General features: G+C 43.8%; 25 protein-coding genes, 2 tRNA genes and 1 pseudogene. 6 read left to right on the top strand and 22 right to left on the bottom strand.

The genetic code is table 11. The annotated features are described in order from the left end of the window. Positions 1–276: 276 nt before the first annotated feature. Positions 277–396: pseudogene (locus DDV21_RS01890) on the top strand (IS3 family transposase); the annotation flags it as partial. Positions 397–567: 171 nt separating this feature from the next. Here the strand turns inward: DDV21_RS01890 and fusA are convergent. From fusA to DDV21_RS01830, 11 genes are all read right to left on the bottom strand, one after another. After that, positions 568–2,649, bottom strand: a complete 2,082-nt coding sequence (fusA, locus tag DDV21_RS01885; protein ID WP_116877508.1) for an elongation factor G — start codon at positions 2,647–2,649, stop codon at positions 568–570. 200 nt (positions 2,650–2,849) lie between these two features. Then, the gene (gene rpsG, locus DDV21_RS01880; RefSeq protein WP_116877509.1) at positions 2,850–3,320 is read right to left on the bottom strand and encodes a 30S ribosomal protein S7; all 471 of its coding nucleotides are present in this window, start codon (positions 3,318–3,320) and stop codon (positions 2,850–2,852) included. 16 nt (positions 3,321–3,336) lie between these two features. Then, a complete protein-coding gene (gene rpsL / locus DDV21_RS01875; protein ID WP_116877510.1) occupies positions 3,337–3,750 on the bottom strand; it encodes a 30S ribosomal protein S12 in 414 nt (137 codons plus the stop codon). Positions 3,751–4,009: 259 nt separating this feature from the next. After that, the gene (purR, locus tag DDV21_RS01865; protein ID WP_116877511.1) at positions 4,010–4,822 is read right to left on the bottom strand and encodes a pur operon repressor; all 813 of its coding nucleotides are present in this window, start codon (positions 4,820–4,822) and stop codon (positions 4,010–4,012) included. Between the two features lie 99 nt (positions 4,823–4,921). After that, positions 4,922–5,863 (bottom strand): 3'-5' exoribonuclease YhaM family protein, encoded by a 942-nt coding sequence (locus tag DDV21_RS01860; protein ID WP_116877512.1) that lies wholly within the window; start codon positions 5,861–5,863, stop codon positions 4,922–4,924. Further along, positions 5,853–7,127, bottom strand: a complete 1,275-nt coding sequence (locus tag DDV21_RS01855) for a DNA recombination protein RmuC (RefSeq protein ID WP_116877513.1) — start codon at positions 7,125–7,127, stop codon at positions 5,853–5,855. Before DDV21_RS01855 ends, DDV21_RS01860 begins: the two co-directional genes overlap by 11 nt. 1 nt (position 7,128) lies before the next feature. Beyond that, positions 7,129–7,764, bottom strand: a complete 636-nt coding sequence (locus tag DDV21_RS01850) for a thiamine diphosphokinase (RefSeq protein WP_116877514.1) — start codon at positions 7,762–7,764, stop codon at positions 7,129–7,131. Continuing rightward, complete coding sequence (rpe, locus tag DDV21_RS01845; RefSeq protein ID WP_116877515.1) at positions 7,757–8,419, bottom strand: ribulose-phosphate 3-epimerase; 663 nt, start codon at positions 8,417–8,419, stop codon at positions 7,757–7,759. Before rpe ends, DDV21_RS01850 begins: the two co-directional genes overlap by 8 nt. Positions 8,420–8,426: 7 nt before the next feature. Then, on the bottom strand, positions 8,427–9,299 hold the full coding sequence (rsgA, locus tag DDV21_RS01840; RefSeq protein ID WP_116877516.1) for a ribosome small subunit-dependent GTPase A: 873 nt from the start codon (positions 9,297–9,299) through the stop codon (positions 8,427–8,429). Between the two features lie 140 nt (positions 9,300–9,439). Beyond that, on the bottom strand, positions 9,440–10,474 hold the full coding sequence (locus DDV21_RS01835) for an aldose epimerase family protein (protein ID WP_116877517.1): 1,035 nt from the start codon (positions 10,472–10,474) through the stop codon (positions 9,440–9,442). Positions 10,475–10,695: 221 nt separating this feature from the next. Further along, complete coding sequence (locus DDV21_RS01830) at positions 10,696–11,646, bottom strand: IS30 family transposase (RefSeq protein ID WP_116879182.1); 951 nt, start codon at positions 11,644–11,646, stop codon at positions 10,696–10,698. Positions 11,647–11,827: 181 nt separating this feature from the next. Between DDV21_RS01830 and DDV21_RS01825 the strand changes: the two genes are divergently transcribed. From DDV21_RS01825 to DDV21_RS11725, 3 genes are all read left to right on the top strand, one after another. Continuing rightward, positions 11,828–11,910 (top strand) — tRNA-Leu (locus DDV21_RS01825). Between the two features lie 71 nt (positions 11,911–11,981). Next, positions 11,982–12,070: transfer RNA gene (locus DDV21_RS01820), tRNA-Ser, on the top strand. Beyond that, positions 12,042–12,197, top strand: coding sequence for a hypothetical protein (locus tag DDV21_RS11725; protein WP_162886271.1), 156 nt, complete (start codon positions 12,042–12,044; stop codon positions 12,195–12,197). Before DDV21_RS01820 ends, DDV21_RS11725 begins: the two co-directional genes overlap by 29 nt. Before the next feature lie 37 nt (positions 12,198–12,234). Here DDV21_RS11725 and DDV21_RS01815 read toward each other — a convergent pair whose 3' ends face one another. The 8 genes from DDV21_RS01815 to DDV21_RS01780 form a co-directional block, all read right to left on the bottom strand. Next, positions 12,235–12,534, bottom strand: coding sequence for a bacteriocin immunity family protein (locus tag DDV21_RS01815; RefSeq protein ID WP_116878944.1), 300 nt, complete (start codon positions 12,532–12,534; stop codon positions 12,235–12,237). A gap of 100 nt (positions 12,535–12,634) precedes the next feature. Further along, complete coding sequence (locus DDV21_RS01810) at positions 12,635–13,270, bottom strand: MBL fold metallo-hydrolase (RefSeq protein WP_116878945.1); 636 nt, start codon at positions 13,268–13,270, stop codon at positions 12,635–12,637. After that, positions 13,270–14,142 carry a 16S rRNA (adenine(1518)-N(6)/adenine(1519)-N(6))-dimethyltransferase RsmA gene (rsmA, locus tag DDV21_RS01805; RefSeq protein WP_116878946.1) on the bottom strand — a complete coding sequence of 291 codons (873 nt, stop codon included), beginning with the start codon at positions 14,140–14,142 and terminating at the stop codon, positions 13,270–13,272. The genes DDV21_RS01810 and rsmA overlap by 1 nt, the downstream gene beginning before the upstream one ends. Before the next feature lie 20 nt (positions 14,143–14,162). Continuing rightward, on the bottom strand, positions 14,163–15,005 hold the full coding sequence (locus DDV21_RS01800; RefSeq protein WP_116878947.1) for an SDR family NAD(P)-dependent oxidoreductase: 843 nt from the start codon (positions 15,003–15,005) through the stop codon (positions 14,163–14,165). Positions 15,006–15,422: 417 nt separating this feature from the next. After that, positions 15,423–15,944, bottom strand: a complete 522-nt coding sequence (locus tag DDV21_RS01795; RefSeq protein WP_116878948.1) for a methyltransferase family protein — start codon at positions 15,942–15,944, stop codon at positions 15,423–15,425. Positions 15,945–16,035: 91 nt separating this feature from the next. Then, positions 16,036–16,341: a hypothetical protein gene (locus DDV21_RS01790; RefSeq protein WP_116878949.1), complete on the bottom strand. Its 306-nt coding sequence runs from the start codon at positions 16,339–16,341 to the stop codon at positions 16,036–16,038. 14 nt (positions 16,342–16,355) lie between these two features. Then, positions 16,356–16,928 (bottom strand): ribonuclease M5, encoded by a 573-nt coding sequence (gene rnmV, locus DDV21_RS01785; protein WP_116878962.1) that lies wholly within the window; start codon positions 16,926–16,928, stop codon positions 16,356–16,358. Continuing rightward, on the bottom strand, positions 16,918–17,694 hold the full coding sequence (locus DDV21_RS01780; RefSeq protein WP_116878950.1) for a TatD family hydrolase: 777 nt from the start codon (positions 17,692–17,694) through the stop codon (positions 16,918–16,920). The genes rnmV and DDV21_RS01780 overlap by 11 nt, the downstream gene beginning before the upstream one ends. A gap of 160 nt (positions 17,695–17,854) precedes the next feature. On the opposite strand from DDV21_RS01780, the gene DDV21_RS01775 reads away from it, so the two are divergent. Together DDV21_RS01775 and DDV21_RS01770 are read left to right on the top strand one after the other, a co-directional pair. Further along, a complete protein-coding gene (locus DDV21_RS01775) occupies positions 17,855–18,280 on the top strand; it encodes a MarR family winged helix-turn-helix transcriptional regulator (RefSeq protein WP_116878951.1) in 426 nt (141 codons plus the stop codon). A gap of 10 nt (positions 18,281–18,290) precedes the next feature. Continuing rightward, a complete protein-coding gene (locus DDV21_RS01770; RefSeq protein ID WP_116878952.1) occupies positions 18,291–18,674 on the top strand; it encodes a hypothetical protein in 384 nt (127 codons plus the stop codon). 285 nt (positions 18,675–18,959) lie between these two features. On the opposite strand, the gene DDV21_RS01765 is transcribed toward DDV21_RS01770, so the two are convergent. The 3 genes from DDV21_RS01765 to DDV21_RS01755 form a co-directional block, all read right to left on the bottom strand. Continuing rightward, the gene (locus tag DDV21_RS01765) at positions 18,960–19,937 is read right to left on the bottom strand and encodes a Gfo/Idh/MocA family protein (RefSeq protein WP_116878953.1); all 978 of its coding nucleotides are present in this window, start codon (positions 19,935–19,937) and stop codon (positions 18,960–18,962) included. A gap of 255 nt (positions 19,938–20,192) precedes the next feature. Continuing rightward, positions 20,193–21,158, bottom strand: a complete 966-nt coding sequence (locus tag DDV21_RS01760; protein ID WP_116878954.1) for an NAD(P)H-dependent flavin oxidoreductase — start codon at positions 21,156–21,158, stop codon at positions 20,193–20,195. Then, positions 21,139–21,759 (bottom strand): TMEM175 family protein, encoded by a 621-nt coding sequence (locus tag DDV21_RS01755; protein ID WP_116878955.1) that lies wholly within the window; start codon positions 21,757–21,759, stop codon positions 21,139–21,141. Before DDV21_RS01755 ends, DDV21_RS01760 begins: the two co-directional genes overlap by 20 nt. Positions 21,760–21,817 lie beyond the last annotated feature (58 nt).

The following is a 21,817-nucleotide window of genomic DNA, read 5'->3' as shown; positions in this document are numbered from 1 at the left end:
CTTTTTTTTGCGCTCTTTAATTTTTCGCTGACTTGAGAGACCTTTTGATGAGTCAAATAAATGATAAAAAGCCACACCCACCAGATAAACCCCAAAAAATGGCACAAAAACGCTAAAAGCATGGTGAAGGAAAGTTTCCTGTTCTGCCCAGCCGTTGAGCACATTCATCGTTATAATCAAACCGAAAACCAGAATTAAAATGCGAAGGGTATGCAATTTTAGCAGGCAAATCACTGATACCGAACATCAGACTTGAAACGAGACCGATTAAACCACTCACTGGATGAGCTCGAACAAGCGATTACCGAGTACATCTTTTACTACAACCATAAACGCATTAAGACAAAACTAAAAGGACTCAGTCCTGTTCAATACAGAACTAAATCCTTTCAATAAGTAATTGTCCAACTTTTGGGGGCCAGTACATTTTGTCTCCTGCCTTTTTCTCCTCAGTAAAATTTTCTGAAAAACAGCTATTGTCCTAAAAATTGGGCAGACAGGCACGATTACTAACAGCTTCCTATCAAAAAAGGCACCGAAACGGTGCCTAGACAGTCAGTCACTGAATTATTCATGACCGCCGTTTTTCTTAATAATGTCTTCCTGAACCGCTTTAGGAACATCTTCGTAGTGGTCAAAAACCATCATAAAGGTTCCGCGGCCCTGTGTCGCTGACCGCAGCACAGTTGCATAGCCGAACATTTCAGCAAGAGGGACGTACGCACGGACAATTTGACTGTTACCGTGTGCTTCCATACCATCAACACGACCGCGGCGGGCTGTCACATGTCCCATAACATCCCCGAGGTTATCTTCAGGTGCTGTAATTGTTACAAGCATCATCGGCTCAAGAATAACAGGCTGTGCTGTTTTTGCAGCTTCTCTGAGCGCCAGTGAAGCCGCAACCTTGAAGGCTGTCTCTGAAGAGTCGACATCGTGGTATGAACCATCATAAAGTTTAGCCTTAACATCAACGATAGGATAGCCCGCAAGGACACCATTGGCCATTGACTCAATAAGTCCTTTTTCAACCGCTGGAATAAATTCACGCGGCACAACACCACCGACAATGGCATTTTCAAATTCAAAGCCTTTGCCTTCCTCATTAGGTGTAAACTCAATCCAAACATCACCAAATTGACCTTTACCACCAGTTTGGCGTTTGAAGAAACCGTGAGCCTGAGTAGAGGCACGGAAGGTTTCACGGTAAGATACTTGAGGTGCTCCTACATTTGCCTCAACTTTAAATTCACGTTTCATCCGGTCAACAAGGACATCCAGATGCAGTTCTCCCATACCTGAAATGACAGTTTCACCTGTTTCAGGATTTGTTTCAACGCGGAAGGTTGGGTCTTCTTCAGCTAGTTTTTGCAGAGCAATCCCCATTTTATCCTGATCGGCTTTGGATTTAGGTTCAACCATCAATTGGATAACCGGTTCCGGTACTTCAATTGATTCAAGGATAACCTTAGCTTTTTCATCAGTCAGTGAATCACCTGTTGTTGTCTCTTTAAGACCTACCGCAGCTGCAATATCACCGGCATAAACAGTTTGAATCTCTTCGCGGCTGTTAGCATGCATCTGCAGGATACGGCCGATACGCTCACGCTTGCCTTTGGTTGTGTTCAATACATAAGAACCGCTTTCAAGGATACCTGAGTAGACACGGAAGAAGGTCAGACGGCCGACAAAGGGGTCTGTCATAATTTTAAAAGCCAGAGCTGCAAAAGGTTCTTCATCTGAAGCTGGACGTGTTTCTTCTTCATCAGTATCTGGATTAACACCTTTAATAGCAGGAATATCCAGCGGACTTGGAAGATAATCGATAACCGCATCAAGCATCAGCTGTACACCCTTGTTTTTAAAGGCAGAACCGCAAAGTACCGGATAAAATTCCACATTAATCGTAGCTTTACGGATAGCAGCTTTCAGCTCATCCTCTGTAATGTCCTCACCTTCAAGATACTTCAGCATCAGATCTTCATCTGTTTCAGCGACCGCTTCGATCAGCTTTTCCCGATATTCTTCAGCCTGAGCAAGATATTCTTCAGGGATATCTTCTTCCAAAATATCAGTTCCAAGATCGTTCGTATAAATTTCGGCCTTCATTTTGATGAGGTCAATGATACCGCGGAAATCATCTTCAGCACCGATTGGCAGCTGAATAGGATGAGCATTGGCCTGAAGACGGTCATGCAGGGTGCTGACAGAATAAAGGAAGTCCGCACCGATCTTATCCATTTTATTAGCAAATACGATACGCGGAACGCCGTATTCAGTTGCCTGGCGCCATACTGTTTCAGTCTGCGGTTCAACACCTGACTGCGAGTCCAGCACCGTTACAGCACCATCCAAAACACGCAGAGAGCGCTGAACTTCGATAGTGAAGTCCACGTGCCCTGGGGTGTCAATGATATTGACGCGGTGACCGTTCCATTGGGCAGTTGTCGCAGCTGAGGTAATTGTGATACCACGCTCTTGTTCCTGTTCCATCCAGTCCATTTGTGAAGCACCTTCGTGTGTTTCACCAATTTTGTGGATTTTACCAGTATAATAAAGAATACGTTCCGTCGTTGTTGTTTTACCAGCATCGACGTGAGCCATGATACCGATGTTACGAGTTTTTTCAAGTGAAAATTCGCGAGCCATTTGGTTTTCTCCTATAAAATTTATTTACTTTGTTATTATACCATATTTAGAAAGAACGGATAGGCAGGACCTACCCGTTCTAAGTCATTTATGCTGTTCAAATAAGAGTTAAGCACAGTGTTTTTAGAGTAGGGCGGAGAAAAAGCAAGTTCTCCTGCAGCACAGTTATCCTCTGTTTTTTTAACTCTGATGTTTCAATCTTACCAGCGGAAGTGAGCAAAGGCACGGTTGGCTTCAGCCATACGGTGAGTATCTTCGCGTCTCTTGACAGATGCTCCTGTATTGTTAGCCGCATCCATAATTTCTTTTGCCAAACGGTCTTGCATAGTGTGTTCGCCGCGTCCGCGGGAAATTGTCACCAGCCAGCGAAGACCCAATGTTGTCCGGCGTTCCGGACGTACTTCAACGGGCACTTGATAGTTAGAACCTCCGACACGGCGGGCACGGACTTCAAGTACAGGCATAATATTTTCCATTGCTGTTTCAAAAACTTCCAGCGCATCATTTCCTGTTGCTTCCTTAATCTGTTCGAAGGCACCGTAAACAATGCTGGACGCCGTTCCGCGTTTTCCATCAAGCATAACACGGTTGATAAGACGTGTAACAAGTTTAGAATTGTACAGCGGATCTGGCAATACTTCACGCTTTGGCGCTTGGTTTTTACGACTCATTTCTCATGCTCCCTTCTTATGCTTTTGGTTTTTTAGTTCCGTATTTCGAACGGCCTTGCTTCCGGTCAGTTACACCGGCAGTATCAAGAGCACCGCGAACAATATGGTAACGGACACCCGGAAGGTCTTTTACCCGGCCGCCGCGGATAAGCACAACACTATGCTCCTGCAGGTTATGGCCGATTCCTGGGATATAAGCCGTTACTTCAATAAGATTGCTCAAACGAACACGGGCAAATTTACGAAGGGCAGAGTTAGGCTTTTTAGGTGTCATTGTTCCGACACGTGTTGCAACACCGCGTTTTTGCGGTGAAGCAATATTGGTCTGCACTTTTTTATGACTGTTATAACCAACGTTCAAAGCCGGTGATTTAGATTTTTCTACTTTAGACTTACGTGGTTTACGTACCAACTGGTTAATTGTAGGCATCTACATTCTCCTGTATTATTTTTTATTTTTGGTTGAAAAAGCGATCGGTGACAATCCTCTTTCCTGTGTGTACTTTTGCAACATTTGTCAGCACGTCTCTGTACACTCTGGAGAGACCAAAAGTAAAAAGTACCGCTTAGTATAGTAACATAAACGGTACTTTCTGTCAAATACTTTCTCCTTATTCTGCGCTATTTACAGCAAAATCGTGCAAAAAATGCTATTGCCCTTAAAAAACAAGATAATGGCCGCCTGCTGTTTAATCAAAAATGCTACCGATCTCAACTGTCAGCCGCTGATTTTTGATGTCAATTTCTGACACCTTAAGCAGAGACTTATAAGTTTGCCTTTCCTGACTTCCTTGGACGTTTTCTGCAAAAACAGCAACTCCGACCAAGCGGCAGTCAAATTCATCCAAAAGACTTATCATTCCTGAAATAGTTCCGCCGCCTTTAAGAAAATCATCTACAATAAGAACCCTGCTGTTGGGCTGCAGGCTTCGTTTAGACAAGAACATTTTTTCTATGCGGCCGCTCGAACCGCTGGCATAATTGACAGAAACCGTAGAGCCTTCGGTAATTTTTAAGTCGCGCCGCACAATGACAAAGGGAACGTTGAGAATATTAGCGACAGCATTGGCCAAAGGGACACCCTTTGTTGCTACGGTCATGACGGCATCAATTTTTTGACCCCGAAACGCATCTGCCATAATACGGCCGACATTCTGCAGAATTTTCGGCGTGCTCAGCAGATCCGATAAATAAATATAGCCTCCGGGTAAAATGCGATCGCTCTCCGACAGGCGTTCACGCAGTTTTTCCACCAGAGCACGCGCTTCTGATCTGGCAATGGACGGCCTGAACAGCACGCCGCCGCTGGCACCGGTAATTGTTTCAATCTCGCCGATACCTGCTTCCTCAAAAGCCTTTTTGATAATTGCAATGTCTTCGGAAATAGAAGATTTAGCCGCTTCATATTGTGAGGCAAAAGTGCTCAAGCTCGTCAATTGATACGGGTTATTGAGCAAATAGTTGGAAATGACAACCATACGTTCACTTCGTCTCAGCTTCATAGTTTTCTCCATCAATTCAGTTAAAATTCTTTTGTCATTATATCATAAGTCACTCTCAAAACGAATAATCTGCAGGTAAGAAATTCTCTTTATCATCTATTACTTGGATTTTGGCTTATAGAAAGGCCGGTTGTCCATAGCAAAAATACGGTTAGTCATCTCTCCTTCATCAACACGTTTCAGTGCGGTTGTCATCATCATCATTTCTGCATCAAGGTTATCGATGATATGGATAATTTCTGCTTCCATAATCCGCGGACGAACAGGACTGCCATATTCAAGATGACCATGATGGCTCAGAATAACATGCCGCAGAACAATGACATCTTCTTTGCTGTCATCAATATTGAGCTCTAATAGAGCTTTGCTGATTTCCTCATCAATAAGCGCAATATGGCCAATCAAATTTCCCCTGATAGTGTATTCCGTATTATCCGGTCCGGATAGTTCAATCACCTTAGCCAGATCATGCAGCATGATGCCGGCAAAAAGCAGGCTCTTATTCAATTCAGGATAAATGTCTCCGATGCTGTCCGCTAAACGAACCATGGTAGCCGTATGATAAGCAAGGCCTGATTCAAACGCATGATGATTGGTTTTGGCAGCTGGATAGGTGAAGAATTCTTTGGCAAATTTACGATAGAGGCTGCGGACAAGACGCTGCCAAACCGCATTTTCAATTTTAAACATCATCTGCTCAAGATAATCTTTAACATCGGTTACGTCTACCGGAGGCTTTTCCCTAAAAGCACTAGGGTCATTCGGTTCCCCGTCACGAGGGAGGCGCAGCGCAATCTGATTCACCTGCGGCGTCCCGTTGTAAACTTCCCTGCGGCCTTTCATAAAAACAACTTTGCCTGCAGTAAATTCACTGATATTATAAGGCTGAGCATCCCAAAGGTTACCTGAAATTTCTCCGCTGTCATCCTGAAAAGTAAAGGCAATATAGTCCTTGCCTGCACGTGTCTTGCGGACTTCGGCCGATTTAATCAGATAAAAACCTTCAAAAAGCTCATCTTTTTTCATTTGATTAATCTTCATCTTCTTCCTCGTCTTCTAACTGCGGGAGGTCGGGCAGCGAACTGATTGCCTGGTCCTGATAAGTTTCAACTTTATCAAGAGCACGGACAATTGCATTAGTGCGTGTTGTCAGCAAACTTCCTAAGGTTTTATTGGCAGTGTTGAGCTGTTTTTGTGCCTTAACCAGCAAACCGCCGAATTTATTAAATTCGGCTTTGACACTGCCTAGAATTTTACTGATATCATCAGCATTCTTCTGGATGTTCAAGGTCTTGAAGCCCACTGAAAGCGAATTGAGCAGAGCGGATAAGGTTGAAGGTCCTGCAACCACAACATTTTCTTCCCGACGCAGACTGTCAAAGAAAGCCGGCTGACGGACTGCCTCTGCATAGAGCCCTTCTGTCGGCAGGAACATGATACCGAAATTAGTCGTTTCAGGCGGGTTGAGATACTTTTTATTAATATCTTTTGCAAAACGTTTGATGGCAGCAAGGAGCGCTTTCCTCTGATTGTCTACTTCTTCTTTGCCGCCCGTCTCATACGCTTCTTCCAGACGGTAGTAATCTTCAAGCGGGAACTTGGAGTCAATCGGCAGGTAAACATACTCACCCTGCTTGGTCCCGGGCAGTTTAATCGCATATTCCACACGCTCTGCTGTCCCGGATACCGTTGCAAATTCTCGCTCATATTGGTTTTCAGTCATGATGTCTTCGATAATCTGTCCCAGCTGCAGCTCTCCTAAAATCCCACGTGTTTTGGTGTTTGACAGCACTTTATTGAGCGCTCCGACATCCTGTGCCACAGATTTCATTTCACCCAATCCCTGATTGACACTTTCAAGCTGTTTAGAAACAGTAGCAAAAGAAGCCTGCAGGCGGTTTTGCAGTGTCTGCTCCAGCTTTTCTTCGACAGTCTGCCGCATTTGCTCCAGGCGCTTCTCGTTAGAAGCCTGCAGTTCCTTGACTGACTGGCTCATACTGGTTTCAATAGCAGCCAAACGCTGGTCAGACCGATCACGGCTGTCAATCAGTTCCTGCCGGAGACTGTCACGTAAATCATTCAGCTGCTGATACAGCTCTGTCTGCAGACGGTTAAGCTGGCTGTTAAATTCCAGAGCCTGGTCTTTTTGTACCATATTTAATTGATAAGAAAGCTGCTCAGAGAGGTTGTCGGCATTATTATCCAATTTTTCTGCCAATTCACTTCTGATTTCTGTTATTTTCCACAGCTGGAAGCAGGTCAGAAGCAAAACAATCAGGATAAGGACAATTAGGAAAACTTGCATCTCAACTCCTGTCTTTGCTTTGAATCACAAGAAGATAGCCTGAATCACACTGAACGGTAATAGGCTTTCCTGCAAATTCATTGCTGGTATAAATTTTTTTCTTAAAAAAGCGGTTAGGGGTCAGCTCATATTTAGCACCCCGTATGGTTAAATCAGCATTACTGTCTGCCATCAAAGAAATATAGGCCATTCCTTCATCCTGTACGATACGATGCCGGCCGCTGGGCAAAAAATGTACAGTATTGCAGGCATCACGCAGACAAATCTGTCTCATAAAAGGGGCCAAGTCCGGATCAGTAGGCAGGAAAAGGTTAGCCAGCATATGATCAAGCCGGCCGCCGAAAGCACCGAAAAGAGTAACATGAGCTTGTGGGAATCTGGCGAAAATCTCTTTTAAAGCCAGTTCTGTATCCGTGTCATTTTTCTCATATTCAGCTAGGATAAGTTCCCCAGCGGACTGCCGAATCCGGGCAAGTTCATCTGCGGTGACAGAATCAAAATCGCCGACCGCCAAATCAAGAGGCAGGCCTTTTTCAAGAAGCGTCAGACAAGCTCTGTCTGCACCGACTTGGTAATCGAAATCATCATTGATAGAACGGGGAAAGTCTCCGCCGGCAAATAAAGCAACTTTAATCATCCAAAGCTACCCGCAGTGTTTGCAACTGAGCAGTCAAATCCTGAGCTTTGAAAAGGTAAGAACCTGCAACAAACACATTGGCTCCGGCATCGGCACAGGCTTTAATCGTATGCTGATCCACTCCGCCGTCAACTTCAATATCAAAGTTAAGCCCATACTGCTTACGAAGCTTGGCAGCTGCTTTCACCTTGGCCAGACACTCCGGAATAAACGCCTGGCCGCCGAATCCAGGATTGACGGTCATGATTAAAACTTGGTCAACAAGACTTAAAACCGGTTCTAAAACCGCAACAGGGGTCCCCGGATTAATCACGACCCCGGCCTTCATCCCAGCTGCTTTAATTTTTTGCAGCGCTCCGTGGATATGGGCGGTCGCTTCGGCATGAACAGTCATAATATCAGCGCCGGCCTGTGCAAAAGCTGAAACATAACGTTCGGGATCAACCACCATCAAATGGCAGTCAAAAACCAACTTGCTGCGGCGGCGCATACTGGCGACGACTCCGGCCCCAAAGCTGATATTAGGCACAAACTGGCCGTCCATAATATCAATATGGACATACTCGGCACCTGCTGCTTCAATACGCTGCAGCTCTGAAGCCAAATCAGCATAATCAGCAGCTAAAATCGAGGGTGCTATTTTCTGTGATGACATAATACACCTACTTTCTTTTACTGAGTTTTTGATATGTTTCACGCCGGTTTTCAATTTCACTTAGGAACTGCAGATAATTGTCATAGCGCTGCTGCCAAATCTCCCCCTGCCCGAGGGCATCCTTAACAGCACAATCCGGCTCGTGCCTATGTGTACAGGAACGAAATTTACAAGAGTAACTGAACTGTTTTATCTCCGGAAAAGCGGCTGTTAGACTTTCACTATCTGTTATTTCGTAATCCAAGGAAGAAAAACCGGGGGTATCCGCAACTTTTCCGCCCCCGACATTATAAAGACTGACCGCTCGTGTTGTATGGCGGCCGCGGCCCAAACTGCCTGATATCGCTGCCGTTTTCAGCTGAAGATGAGGAGCCAGCTGGTTCAGAAGGGTCGATTTTCCAACACCGGTCTGTCCCATAAAGACGGTCACTCTGTCTTTTAACAAGGGAAGCAGCTCCGCCTTTTCATACGAAAAGAAATAGCCGATTTGCTGATAGTGCGTCCGTATTGTATCCATAGAACTGCTGTCAGCCAGCAAATCCATTTTTGATACATAAATAAGCGGAATAATTTTTTTGTGTTCCAGCAAAACCAAAAAACGGTCCAGCAAATTAGCACTAAAATCAGGTTCCTTGACCGACATGATCACAACCGCCTGATCAATATTGACAATGGGCGGACGAACGAGGCTGTTCTTCCTTTCATGAATGTTTAAAATGTAACCCTCAGAATTTTCTTCGGCCGTGAAATCTACCTGATCTCCTACATAGGGGGTCTGCCCTTTTTTTCTAAAATTGCCCCGCGCCCGTGTCTGGTAGACCTGTCCTTCTGATTCAACATAATAAAAACCGGCCAACGACTTAATAATTTTTCCTTGCAAATGAACTCCTTTGTTGTTTATAGCCCCATTATAACAATTTCACCTCTTCTCTACAACTGCCGCCTGTCATAAATGATGATACCGGATTTTGGCTAAGCTTTCGGACAGAGGACCGGAAAATCAAGCCTTGCAGCACATCATTACTGCTTCACGGTCGCATGGTAGCTTGTTGAGGTTTTCATAACCTGTCCGGCTTTTAAAATGACTTGATCTTTTTCTGCGCGGTGAATGGCATCCGGAACAGCCTGAGCCTCTAATGCTAAACCGTTATGAGCCGGATGGCCTTTGGATTTGGTGAAATCATTGTAATTGTTGGCTGTGTAAACAATTAGGCAGCTGCGGTCTGTTCTGACCCTCAGCAGGCGTCCGGACTCAGGATCGTAATATTCTGCAGCTACTTCTTGATCTCGGTCAAGTGCAAAAGGATGGTCAATCCCCCCTGCCAAAAGAATCTGCGGATGGTCTGACTGCCTGATGCTGCCGACAGAAGCTCCTTTCATCAACTCTTGCACAAAACCAGCACGGCTGTCAATTTCCTCAGCAGGCAGACTGTTTTCATCCAAAGGATAGTAGCCCGCCGCATTGATTGTCAGCTGAAAATCATCAATTAAGCGTGATTGGTCGCCGCTTAAATTAAAATAAGCATGGTTAGTAGGATTAAAAAGTGTATCCTGGTCTGCAGCAGCTTCATAAGTCAAAGTCAGCTCACCGTTTTCTGCTAAACTATGCCTAATCCAAATTTTGATCGGACCGGGAAAACCGCCAAAGCCGTCAGCGCGCTCCGTGTAGAAGGTTACTGAATGATCATCTACCTCTGCGGTTTCAAACAGCGCAACATGAATCCCGTCCAGCCCGCTGTGCATGTTATTGGTTTTATTATTCTGGGGCAGATGGTAGGTTTTACCATTTAGCTCAAAGGTTCCCTCTCCAATTCGGCCTGCGACCGGTCCGACACTGGCACCGAATTTTGGTCCTTTAACCAAATAGTCTTCCAAATTGGCAAAACGCAGATTAATGTTGGCAAATTTCCCGTTTTTATCAGGCGTGATATAGTCCAAGATTGTTGCCCCATAAGGCATACTGGTCAACCGGTAGCCGCTGTCTGTTTCAAATGTGTAACTATAGACATCCTGTCCATTAAAGCGGCCGAAGAGTTTTTTTACAGCTTTTTTCATAACATCACCTCATTTTCTTGTCTCAAGGCCATTATACCACAAAAAGAAACCGTTTTCGTCCTCGAATAGGCCATTGTCCCCACCAGTTCCGAAAGCAAGCTGCCGTCTGCTGTCGCTTTTTGCTTTGCCGCGTATTTCGGCTTCCGGAGCTGCCCTGCTTCAGCTTCTCTTAAGGGCTGCTTTAAAATGCCTAAAAACTTTTGCTAAATTTCAAGTTGAAGTTAGCCACTGAATACAATTTCTCTAGGTGTCTTGTAGTTTAATATTCGTTTGGGATAATTGTTTATCCACCATTCAATCTGAGTGGCCAGTTTTCTGGTCGCTCTTGTTTTTCCCTTGGGTAGGAAACGTCGAATAAGACGGTTGTGATTCTCATTAGAGCCTCTTTCCCAAGAGCAATAAGGGTGAGCATAGTAGATCTTCTCTTCACTAAAAATCTCGCTTAGTCTAGCAAATTCTGCCCCATTATCAGCTGTGATTGACGTGATCTGATATTCCTGTAAAATGCTCGACAAGGCTTCGTTAACGGCTTGTGCTGTCTTACTGGGCAAGTAACGAATGATTTCATACCTGGTTTTTCGATCTGTTAATGTCAGAAAGCAAGGCGCTTTAGCCCGTGTCTGAACAACCGTATCAATCTCATAATGCCCAGCCTCCAGTCGTTGAGTGATCGCTTCAGGCCGCTCCTCAATCGACTTTCCAACAGGCATGAAATTAGGACTGGCTGTTTTCTTAGGGGATTTGCCTTTTCTTGGATACAGCCTATCTGCCTTAGTCAGCCCCAGGTACCCCTTGTCCATCCAGTAGTATATGGTGGATTGTGGGACGTTGACTTTACGTTTTGAAATCATCTCAGGTGACCACTTCAGCTTGATGTAGTGGACAATGGTTTCCTTGACTTTCTTCGTGAGACTAACAGCTTTACGGCTATTTTTTCGATTAATCTCATACACTTCCTGAGCTCTATCCGCCCTATAAAGCTTCTCAAACTTCCCCTTACGCACCTGTTGGAGGACCAGTCCACGTTTCATCTCGTTGTTTATCGTTTGAGGAGCTTTGCCTAAGAGACCTGCAATCTCACGATTAGATTTCCCTTCTTGCTTCCAGCGTTCAATCAAGCGGCGATCAGCTATTGTCAAGTGCTTGCCTGTTGGTGTATAATGGTCTTGCATCTCTATGTCCTTTACTTGTGTTTTCGTCAACTACAAGTGTAACATAGAGGTGTTTTTTTGCATCTAAGTGGCTAACTTCATTTTAGAACTTTCAGCCTAAAAACTTTTTACCGTCTTTTGAAACAATTTTCTTAAAACACTTGCATTTTTTTTAAATTAGGTTATAATAGTTTCTGTTAATGCGGAGATGGTGGAACGGCAGACACGCATGCTTCAGGCGCATGTGCCCATTCGGGCGTGAGGGTTCAAATCCCTTTCTCCGCATTTTTCTTATGTCTTTGAGTATTTTTCTGAAAATAAGGTCAGAAAAACGGTCATGATACTGTCTTTATTTTGGAAAGGTGGCCCAGCTTGGTACGGCACCGGACTCGAAATCCGGCAAGTGGACTTTGTTCATGCGCGGGTTCAAATCCCGTCCTTTCCTTAAACAGCAAAACCCATCAGTCCAGAAGACTGATGGGTTTTCTTATGCTGATACCGAACCGCATGTTTGGCTGGCTGAGCCAGCTAACTTGGACCTGCATGCCTTATCAGCAAAATATAAAAAGTAAGGTGCAGGCCCGTCTCGGAAAGACCGAAAACATTCCGCTAAAACCTCATTCCGCTTATAAGAAGACCGCAGCCGATAGCTTTACCTAATTGTCCGTGGGCCGAGATTTTCATATAAAATTTATCAACCGCTGAGCTCATGTGCTGATTTTTTGAAAGATTCGTTACACCCAGCTGCCGCAGCCCCTCAGCAAGCTCCATAAGACTTTTATCAAAATCCTTCCCGCTTTCAACATTATTTTTAAATGCCAGCAGCAGCGCCCGCTCGCTGTTTGACGTTTTAGGATTTAAAATCAGATTGTAAACGTCCGATCGTATATCCTGAGCATTTAGTTTCATTAATATTCTCCTTATTTATCTAAGAATGCACTCGGGCTATGTCCGGATTTGAAGAAAGTTTAGCAGATAAACCAAATTGTAGGTGTGACAGAAGATCCTCTTAGAAATCATCTGCTGTTTGCGATGTTTCAAATTCTTCAACTGACCGCCAGCAGCTCACATTATCTGGTAAAGGGTGGGCATAATAGACAGTTGTCAGCTGACGTCTCAGTAAGTCATTCCATGTTGCTGTCAAAACTGGATTATCATATAACACTGTCTGCTTCAATGGATAAAGATCGCCGACAACTGCCTGCCCACTATCCAGCACCAAAGAAACACTATCCTCACTGTGCCCAGGGGTATGGACTATCTCTCCGCTAATACCTAAGTCTGACAAAAAAGACCGGCTTTGAGCACAGGGCAAGAAAAGACATTCTTCCTCCTTAATCGCTTTAAAATCCCGATAGTCCCCTTTTGTAAATATCGAATCTGACTGATGAATAAAATCCATCTGCACATCCATGACAACTAACTGAATGCCTAAATCTACTAAATCTTGAGTCAACCCCATATGATCAGGATGGTAGTGCGTAATAAGAAGATAGGCGATAGTATCCACTGTTACCCCAGCTCGCTTAATAGCCTTAAAAAACTGCGGCAGAGTCCCCGGCCAGTCAGTATCTATCAAAATGTTTTTCCGCTTACCCTCAATTAGATAGGTACGAGTTCTGCCGTACAAAAGTTCCTGTATCATCACAAACCTGCTTCCTTTAGCGCATCGGCCAGACTGGCAAAATCAGCCAGCGACAGTGTTTCCCCACGGACAGAAGGCTGAACCCCAGCTTTTTTTAGACTTTCTGCCAGCTTGGCTTTGGTTTCCTCTGATTTGCCAAAATGGCTGGTCAAATTGTTCCAGAGAGTTTTGCGGCGATGGACAAAAGCAGCTTTGGATATGCGGAAAAAGAAGTCCTCATCTTTCACCATAACTAGCGGCTGCTCTCGGCGTGTCATCTTAAGAATCGCACTGTCTACGTTTGGTGATGGTATAAAAACTGTACGCGGAACAGTAAAGACAACCTTGGCTGTCATATAATACTGAACAGCGATAGACAGAGAACCGTAAGCTTTGGTATTGGGCTCGGCAGAAATGCGGTCAGCCACTTCTTTTTGCATCATGACCACAAAGTCTGCAAAGGGAATCTTGCTCTCAATCAGATGCATGAGAATCGGAGTTGTGATGTAGTAGGGAAGATTGGCGACTACCTTGATAGGGAGATTGGGATTAGCAAATTCCTTAATCCGGGCTGGCAAATCTGCCTTTAAAATATCTTCATTGATTATTTTGACATTGCTAAAATCACACAGGCTGTCCGCTAAAATCGGTACTAAGCGGTCATCGATTTCAAAAGCCATGACTTCAGCGGCTTTTTCTGCCAAAAATTCGGTCAAAGCGCCGATACCGGGGCCAATTTCAATAACATTAACATTCCTGTCAAGCTCTGCCGTATCTGCAATTTTCTGCAGAATATTAGCATCTGTCAAAAAATTCTGCCCCAAAGCTTTTTTAAAGGTAAAGCCGTGACGCTCAAGGATGGCGCGGGTCACACGGTAATCTGCGATTCTCATAAATTATTCTTTCTCCGTTTTTATAGTTGGATTAACTTATCCAGTATACAGCAAAGCCTTTCCTGCCCTGCTTTATCATAAGCAGAAGAGTTGGCTCTGATTTCCCGGCAGTGTTCATCGTACAAAAAGCCGTCAAATCCTGGTTCACTGGCTAAGGCAGTATAGACTTCCGCCATCTCTTCGGCTGATATGGACAATAGTGATTTTAACTTGTAAACCGTCTTCATCAAAGGACTAAGATTGGGATAGCGCGAGATATCAAGTTTAACATTGGGTACACGGATGGCCTGAATGCTGACATTCGGGTATTTCTCTCTTTGGTAAAGGGACAGCATTAAAAGTGCCAGCTTATTTTGATAATAGGTTTTTGTAGGGGAGTAGGTTTTCTCGCTGTTCAAGTTGTTAAAATCCAGACTGATCTTCGGAAATACCGCCAAACCCTTGGAGGAGATATTGAGAATCCTTCCGTCATCGGCGTTTTCTAAAGCAAGCATTAGGAGCTCTGATAACAAATAGGGGGCCAGAACATTGGTCGCAAATTGTTTTTCCAGACCATCTCTAGTCAGAACCGGTTTTTTGACAGAGAGGTCAAAGTCCGCTGCATTGTTAATGAGCACATCGAGACTGCCATGATTTTCAAGGTAGACTGTCGCTGCAGCTCTGACACTGGCCATATCGGATAAATCTGCCAGTATATAATCAACCTGCTGACTGCCCGTTTCTGCGGAAATTTTCTGACAGGCTGTTTTAGCGCGCTCTTCATTGCGGCAAAAAAGGGTGACCTGCCAGCCTTTTTGTACCAGCTGCTTGGCAGCTTGGTAGCCGATACCGCTGTTGCCGCCTGTGATAATCATTTTTCCCACTTTCTCCTCCTCTAAGATACAAAGGCCGTAAAAAACGCAAAGAGAAAATAGGACCCTGACCGCCGAGTCACTAAAGACTCAAGGAAAGGCTGTACTCACAGAGCAGCCACACTCGTAAGTCGCTAACGCTACCAACGATTGCGTCTCTTTTTCTCACAGCGTTTAGACCGTGTTCAATTCACCAAAATACAAAGGCCGTGAAAAAATCTGTATGAAAATAGAGACTGACAAGTGATGCTTGCATCATGATGGCAGGCATACTCACAGAAGCAGCCTCACTCGTATGGCAGCCTGCGGCTTCCTGCGATTGCGACTTTTTTCACTAGGATTTTAGGCTGTATTCAATACCTTCAAATCCCCCAAAATGCACTGCCTGCCTAAACCGTTACATTTACTGTGAGACTTCTGTTCCCCTCATTACAAATAACGCCTCACTTCACTGCTGTAAGTCCGATAGGCGTCCCCAAACCTCGCTAAACATTCTCTTTCCTCTGCCAAAATAATCCAGTGCGCTGAAATTTGGAAGATTAAAACAAGGACCAGGAACAGCAAGGACTGCGTCAGACCGGCTATGCCGATAAAACAAATGAAATAAGCAATATACATCGGATGGCGGGAAAACTGGTAAAGTCCTCTCCTGCTAAATGTTTCGCTGCCTGAGCCGGCAAAACTGTATACAGCTGCAGCGCAAAGCACTAAGCCCAAACCGTATAAAGCGGCGCTGATCCAAAAGAGCAAAGACAAATTGAACCTTGTTTTCAGGAAAAAAGCGCTGCCCAGAATAGCCAGATTTGTTATTTGGTAGATATAATAAGCTGCTTTTTCAGCACCAGTCATCGGCGCAAAATGTGCTGCCCGTGCCAAGGCTGTTTGACTTAACATACTCAGCAGGCCAAATCTGATGAGCAAAAAAGGGAGCCATAAGTAAAAAGCCGACATATTATCTCCTTTACTTAAAAACTGTTAAGAGATGAGTCATAGAAAGGTTTTAGTCACTAAATAACATCCACTAAATCAGGATTTGCTTTGATTATTGTTGAACAAGAACTAAGTATTTATCCTTTCCATCAAAAGGAATTAAACTTCTAAAGGCTGATTCAGTTGCTCCTTTAGAATTTACTAGCAAGTCAACACCAGTAGCCGGAACATTAACCGTTAGCGTGTTACTCTGTTCCCAATCAATTTTGCAATAAACACTATATGTGCCTTCTGGTACAGAAATGTCGAGACTTTCTCCCCGCTTAATCTTTCCGACACAGCTGTCATTAACAAAAACTTTAAATTTTCGGAACATGTTGGCACCCTTAGTCCCTCTCTTTAATCTGATTGTAGCCATTCGCACCTCCAATATTAACTGTCATAATAGTTTGCCATTGTATCCTCTACGTCTTCCAATGTTATACCAAACAGCTCCAAGCGTTTGAGGAGCTGCTTGCCGTTACTATAGCCGATACGCAGTTCTTCTCCTAAAAATTCCCGCCGTCTGCGGCTGTCAGCCCCCATAAGAAGTCCCAGCCGCATAAGATCAGATTTGGTGATATCAAAATGATTGTCATCATCGAAACAGCCAACTACGCCGGCAAGGGCCTTCTGTAAATCCTCAAAGCTGGCATGTTCGACACCTAAAGAGCGTCCCTTAGTTTTCGATTTTGGAACAGCTTCACCGCGATTGAGAAAGGCATGCTTGGCGGTTGGTACAGCTTCCATAATCCGTTTGCGGATGCGCTCACCGTTAAAGTCAGGATCTGTAAAAACAATAACCCCGCGCAGAGTATTTAAACGGTCAATACGCTCCAAATCGGCTTCATTGATAGCAGATCCTTTAGTTTCATAGGTATCAACATCATAGAAACAGCGTAAGTTTACCGTATCATCTTTCCCTTCAACGACAAGGACTTCTTGAATTTTAATTTTACTGTTCAAGACCAAACAACCTCACTGCATTTTGATAAGTAGCCGCTGCCACTTCTTCCGCAGTTAAGCCACGGAGTTCGGCGATCTTTTCAACGACATAGCGGGTATAGGCGGTTTTGTTTTCCCGTCCGCGTTTGGGAACCGGCGCAAGATAAGGGGCATCGGTTTCAACCAACATCTTATCCAAAGGCAGCTTCCGAGCCGCTTCCTGAACGTCCAGAGCTTTCTTAAAGGTCACGACACCGGAAAAGGAAATCAGCATGCCAAGTTCCATAAAACGCTGAGCCATTTCCAAAGAGCCTGAATAGGAATGCATAATCCCCCCCCTAGGACCGACACCAACCTCTTTGATAACCTCATAAGTATCCTCAAGAGCATCGCGGGTATGGACAACAAAGGGCAGGTCTTGCTCTTTAGACAGCTGAATCTGACGTTTAAACACGTCAATCTGAATATCCTTAGGGTCTTCCATCCAGTGGTAGTCCAGCCCTATCTCTCCAAGAGCAAGCACTTTGGGGTGCTGCAGACTGGCCAGAAGAAAGTCCTCAGTTTCCTGATTATAGGAACCGGCTTCTGTTGGATGCCAGCCGACAGTCGCATAAACTTCTGGAAAACGATCTGCCAATTCAAGCGCCTTGGTGATTGTCGAATGGTCAAAACCAACCACATTCATTCTGGTCACACCGAGTTCATGCGCAAAGGCGATTTCTTCCTGTTCTTTTCCGGTAAAGTTTTCTACGTTGAGATGAGTATGAGTGTCAAAAATAGTTATCATGCTAATATTATAACATAGGCTAAATAGATATAGTTATTTAGTCAGTTAAATAATAGAATGAATTCCAGCTGTCAGTCACTTTTTAGTTGAAAATTACACTCAAAAGCAATATAATATGTATACAAATAATTTGTACACATATTATCGAGGGATAAATAAAATGGAACTAAATACATCCTTAGGTTATCTTTTAAACATAAGTGCAAAACTGATCAAAAGGAACCTTGACCTACTGCTTAAAGATTACAATCTCACTTCATCTCAATGGGCCGTTCTAAAATTATTGAGTTCTGAGAATCATTTATCACAAGCAGACATTGCCGAAAAAACAAATACTGACCGTGCCACTTGCGGAGCTGTTATTGACAAATTGATAGCAAAACAAATGGTTTATAAGTCATTATCATCAAACGATCGTAGAAGTTATATTGTCAGCCTTTCATCAAATACAGGTGAACTGGTCAATCATATCTCACACTTAGCAGAGCAAACCAATCATCAAGCTTTGCAAGGATTTTCTGCAGATGAACAAAAACAATTAATCGCTTTTTTACATACTATTATTAAAAATCTTGAAAAAATATAGGAGACGTTAGATGCTGTTAACTATATTCTCAATAACTATTCTTGGTCTTATTGAAGTTGTTGCAAATGGATTTTTTCTATTTCGCTTTTTGAAATATAATGACTTAAAGACAGCACAGAAATTCCATGGAGATTTGCCCAGAACTGCCGGCAAGACTATTTGGAAATTTAAAATTTTAATTTCATTCTTCCTTGGTGCGATGGCGTTGATTGGCGCTCTTTTGCTAGGTCTTCATCAAATGAGTGCGGGTTTATTGATCTGTAACCTATTTGCAGTCGGCATGCTTTTACTATGTCTTTTCCAGTTTTATCGCTATGGTAAAGATTTTCTGCCTTCTCGACTAAGTCCTTTGTTTGCATTAGCCATTGTTTTATTTGTTTTTCTTCATCCTTAATCGGCATATTGCCTTCTTAAATACCGCAAAAACTGGTGCCGAACAGGCCCCAGTTTTGCGGTATTTTTTTATTTTTCAAATGCTTTAGGTCCCCCATCATATTTTCCCAAACTGCATATGATAATATGACTGTTCAAGACTGCATTGTGTAGGTTCAAAACCAGGGGATTCTGCCATTTCTGTCTTTCCTCATTTTGCTAACCGTATGAGTTCATTCTGCGGTTCAAAGAAAGCGCACTGCTCCTGAAATTCAAAGTCTTTGCTCTGAGGATGATTTTAATAAAACTAAACCTGCTTAGACAGCATGCTGTTTCTCGCCTCTTCAACAATTTCCATAACAATCAGACTGTGTTCTAACTGGTCACGCGCAAAGTCCAAATCCCCTTCTGCAATAACCTTGCTGAACCGTTTAAACTCACTGTACATACGATGCGGATGATGGTTATCATTTTTTTCCTGCGGACTGTCTCTGTGATAGCTTAGTGTTATGCTGGGAAGAGTATTGGTCGCGCCATTAACAACTAAGGCCCCTTTATTGCCTTGAATGGTTGTACGAATCTCGGATTCAGAATCTTTGGCACCGATACAGACAGCTGTGCTGCCATCATACTCCAAAACTAAAATACCTGATGTATCGACATGCCGCTCAATATTTGGATAGTAATGAACAGCTTTCGGTTTCCCCAGCAGACCGACGACAAAATGAATATTGTAAATATTAATATCCATAAGGGCTCCGCCTCCTTTTTCCGGATCAAAAGCCGGCAGAACGGTCCCTTGCTTAAAGGCATCATAACGTGATGAATACTGAGAATAATTGCACTCAATCAGCTTCAAATCACCCAGTGACGGCAGCTGTTTTTTTATAAAAGCATAATTCCCTAAATACTGGTTAGTGATAGCTTCCAGCAGTATAAGCCCTCTTTCTTCTGCTAATTTTTTTAGATGTCTTAATTCTTCAGCTTTAAGGGTAAAAGGTTTTTCACAGATAACGTGCTTGCCTGCTTCTAAGGCCAATTTGCTGAATCGATAATGCAAATGATTGGGAACAGCGACATAGACCGTATCTGAAGCATCCTGAGCCAGAGCTTCTTCAGCATCGGTATAACAGTGTTTAAACCCATATTCTGTTCTCATCACCTCCAAAGTCTCTTGACTGCGTTTCGTCCCAACCAGCGATTCCAGCTGAATTTCCGGTAAGTCTCCAATAATAGTCAAAAAATCAGACACAATCATCCCTGAACCAATAATCGTTAAACGCATCTCTTGTCTCCTTTGTTTCTCTGTATTACCTATAGTGTATCATTTTACCGAGAAAACAAAAGGTTTTTTTTGTTTTTAGGAAAAGCCATTTCGATTCTTTCGGCCAAACAGGCTCTCGGGCTGCTTCTGTGAGTATAAAACTTCCTAGAGTCTGGCAACTCTTCGTCCAGCCTTCTATTTTTGCTTTGCTCTTTTAACGGCCTTTGTATCTTGTTTATAAAGAGACACTCAGACTGTCAAGCCTGGATGTAATTTTTATCCGTCTGCTAACAATGCTGCGACAATTTCCTTAGCAGGTCTAATTTCATGGATAAGTGAAATGCCTGTTCCGACCGAAACGTAACCTTGATCCATGTCACCGTTCAGCATACCGACACGCATATTAGATGTCCCTTTCATCAGACTATTAATCTCTTCTTCACTCTTGCCTGCTTTGTCCATAGCCAGAAGTCTATGAGCTAATTCCCCCGGCAGAGAACGGTAATAGGCCGGAACGGTTCTGAAAAGCAGCAATTCATCAGCTTCAGCCGCCACAATGGCTTCTTTTACATTTTCAGCGGCCTGGCTTTCCTGACTGGCAATGAAAACACTGCCGCAGTAGACACCTTCGGCACCCAAAGCCATAGCAGCCTTTACTGTCCGAGAATCTGTGATACCACCAGCAGCAAGAACCGGAACGGATACACTGTCAGCTAAAAGCGGAACGATTGAAAAAGTCCCCAGAACTTTACTGGGCAGGGTACCGCCTTCATCAAATCCCGTTGCCACAATAATATCTGCCCCGTATAATTCAGCTGTTTGGGCGCTTTCTGCACTGGGCTCCAAATCTCTAAAAATAATTTTGATGCCATGCGCTTTCAGTAAATCAAAAATTTCTTTATTGGCCTTACCGACATAAGATACAGCCGGCACGTGTTCTTCGGTAATAACTTTCAGCATCGGCGGAGTAAAAATATCTGTATCATAATTATCGGAAACAATGATATTAACCCCGAACGGTTTCTGTGTAGCAGCCTTTACTTTTTGAATTTCCCGGCGCATTCCCTCTGCCGTTTCTTCCGGTGAGGCAGTTACGGTTTTTTGGCCCGCATTCGGTCCTAAAATCCCAAGACCTCCTGCTTCACTTACGGCTGAAACGAGGGCCGCATTAGTCAGCCAAAACATGGGAGCTTGAATGATTGGTTTTTCAATACCTAAAATGTCAGTGACTCTGTTTTTCATAAGATATACCTTCTTTCCTTTCTTTTTTGCGGATGGCTGAGCAGTATATATAGTGCTGAATTGAAAATAGGACAATCACAGCCGTCACAATCACAGCAAACATAATCAGCGGAGGATAAACCAGTCCCAGCAGCAGGCCGACAAGCTTAATCACATGATCCAGCACTTCTATTCTGAGAAAACGCTGAGAGTGTCGGACAGTAGTTTCAGGATTCGACTTTGCTGTTGCATGGCAGAGTCCGTAGAAAGCCACTGTGATTAAAAAGACAAGCAGGCCATAAAACAATTGGGCGAAATAGTGATTAAAATAAAGAGAAGCAAACCGTGTACCGTAAGGCAGAACTGCAGTCACAAAAAGCAGGAAAAGGTTCCACCATATCATGGACAGGGTGACTTGCTCTACCTGTTCCCATTCATTATGCAGGTTAACCCACATCACTGAAAGCCAAAAGAAACTGACAGCATAAGCAATAAATTGATCCGTTAAGGCTAATAAAGCCTCTAGGGTCGGAGCAGCCGGCAGCTGTAATTCCAAAACTAAAATGGTCATAACAATAGCCAGCACAGCATCCGTAAAAGCAATTAAACGTTCTTTAGACATAATCTCTCCTCAATAAGATACAAAGGCCGTTAAAAAATCCGTGTGAAAAGGCGGTAAG

Source organism: Streptococcus chenjunshii (assembly GCF_003086355.1).
Taxonomy (GTDB): Bacteria; Bacillota; Bacilli; order Lactobacillales; family Streptococcaceae; genus Streptococcus; species Streptococcus chenjunshii.
This window is presented reverse-complemented; position numbering and strand designations above follow the sequence as displayed.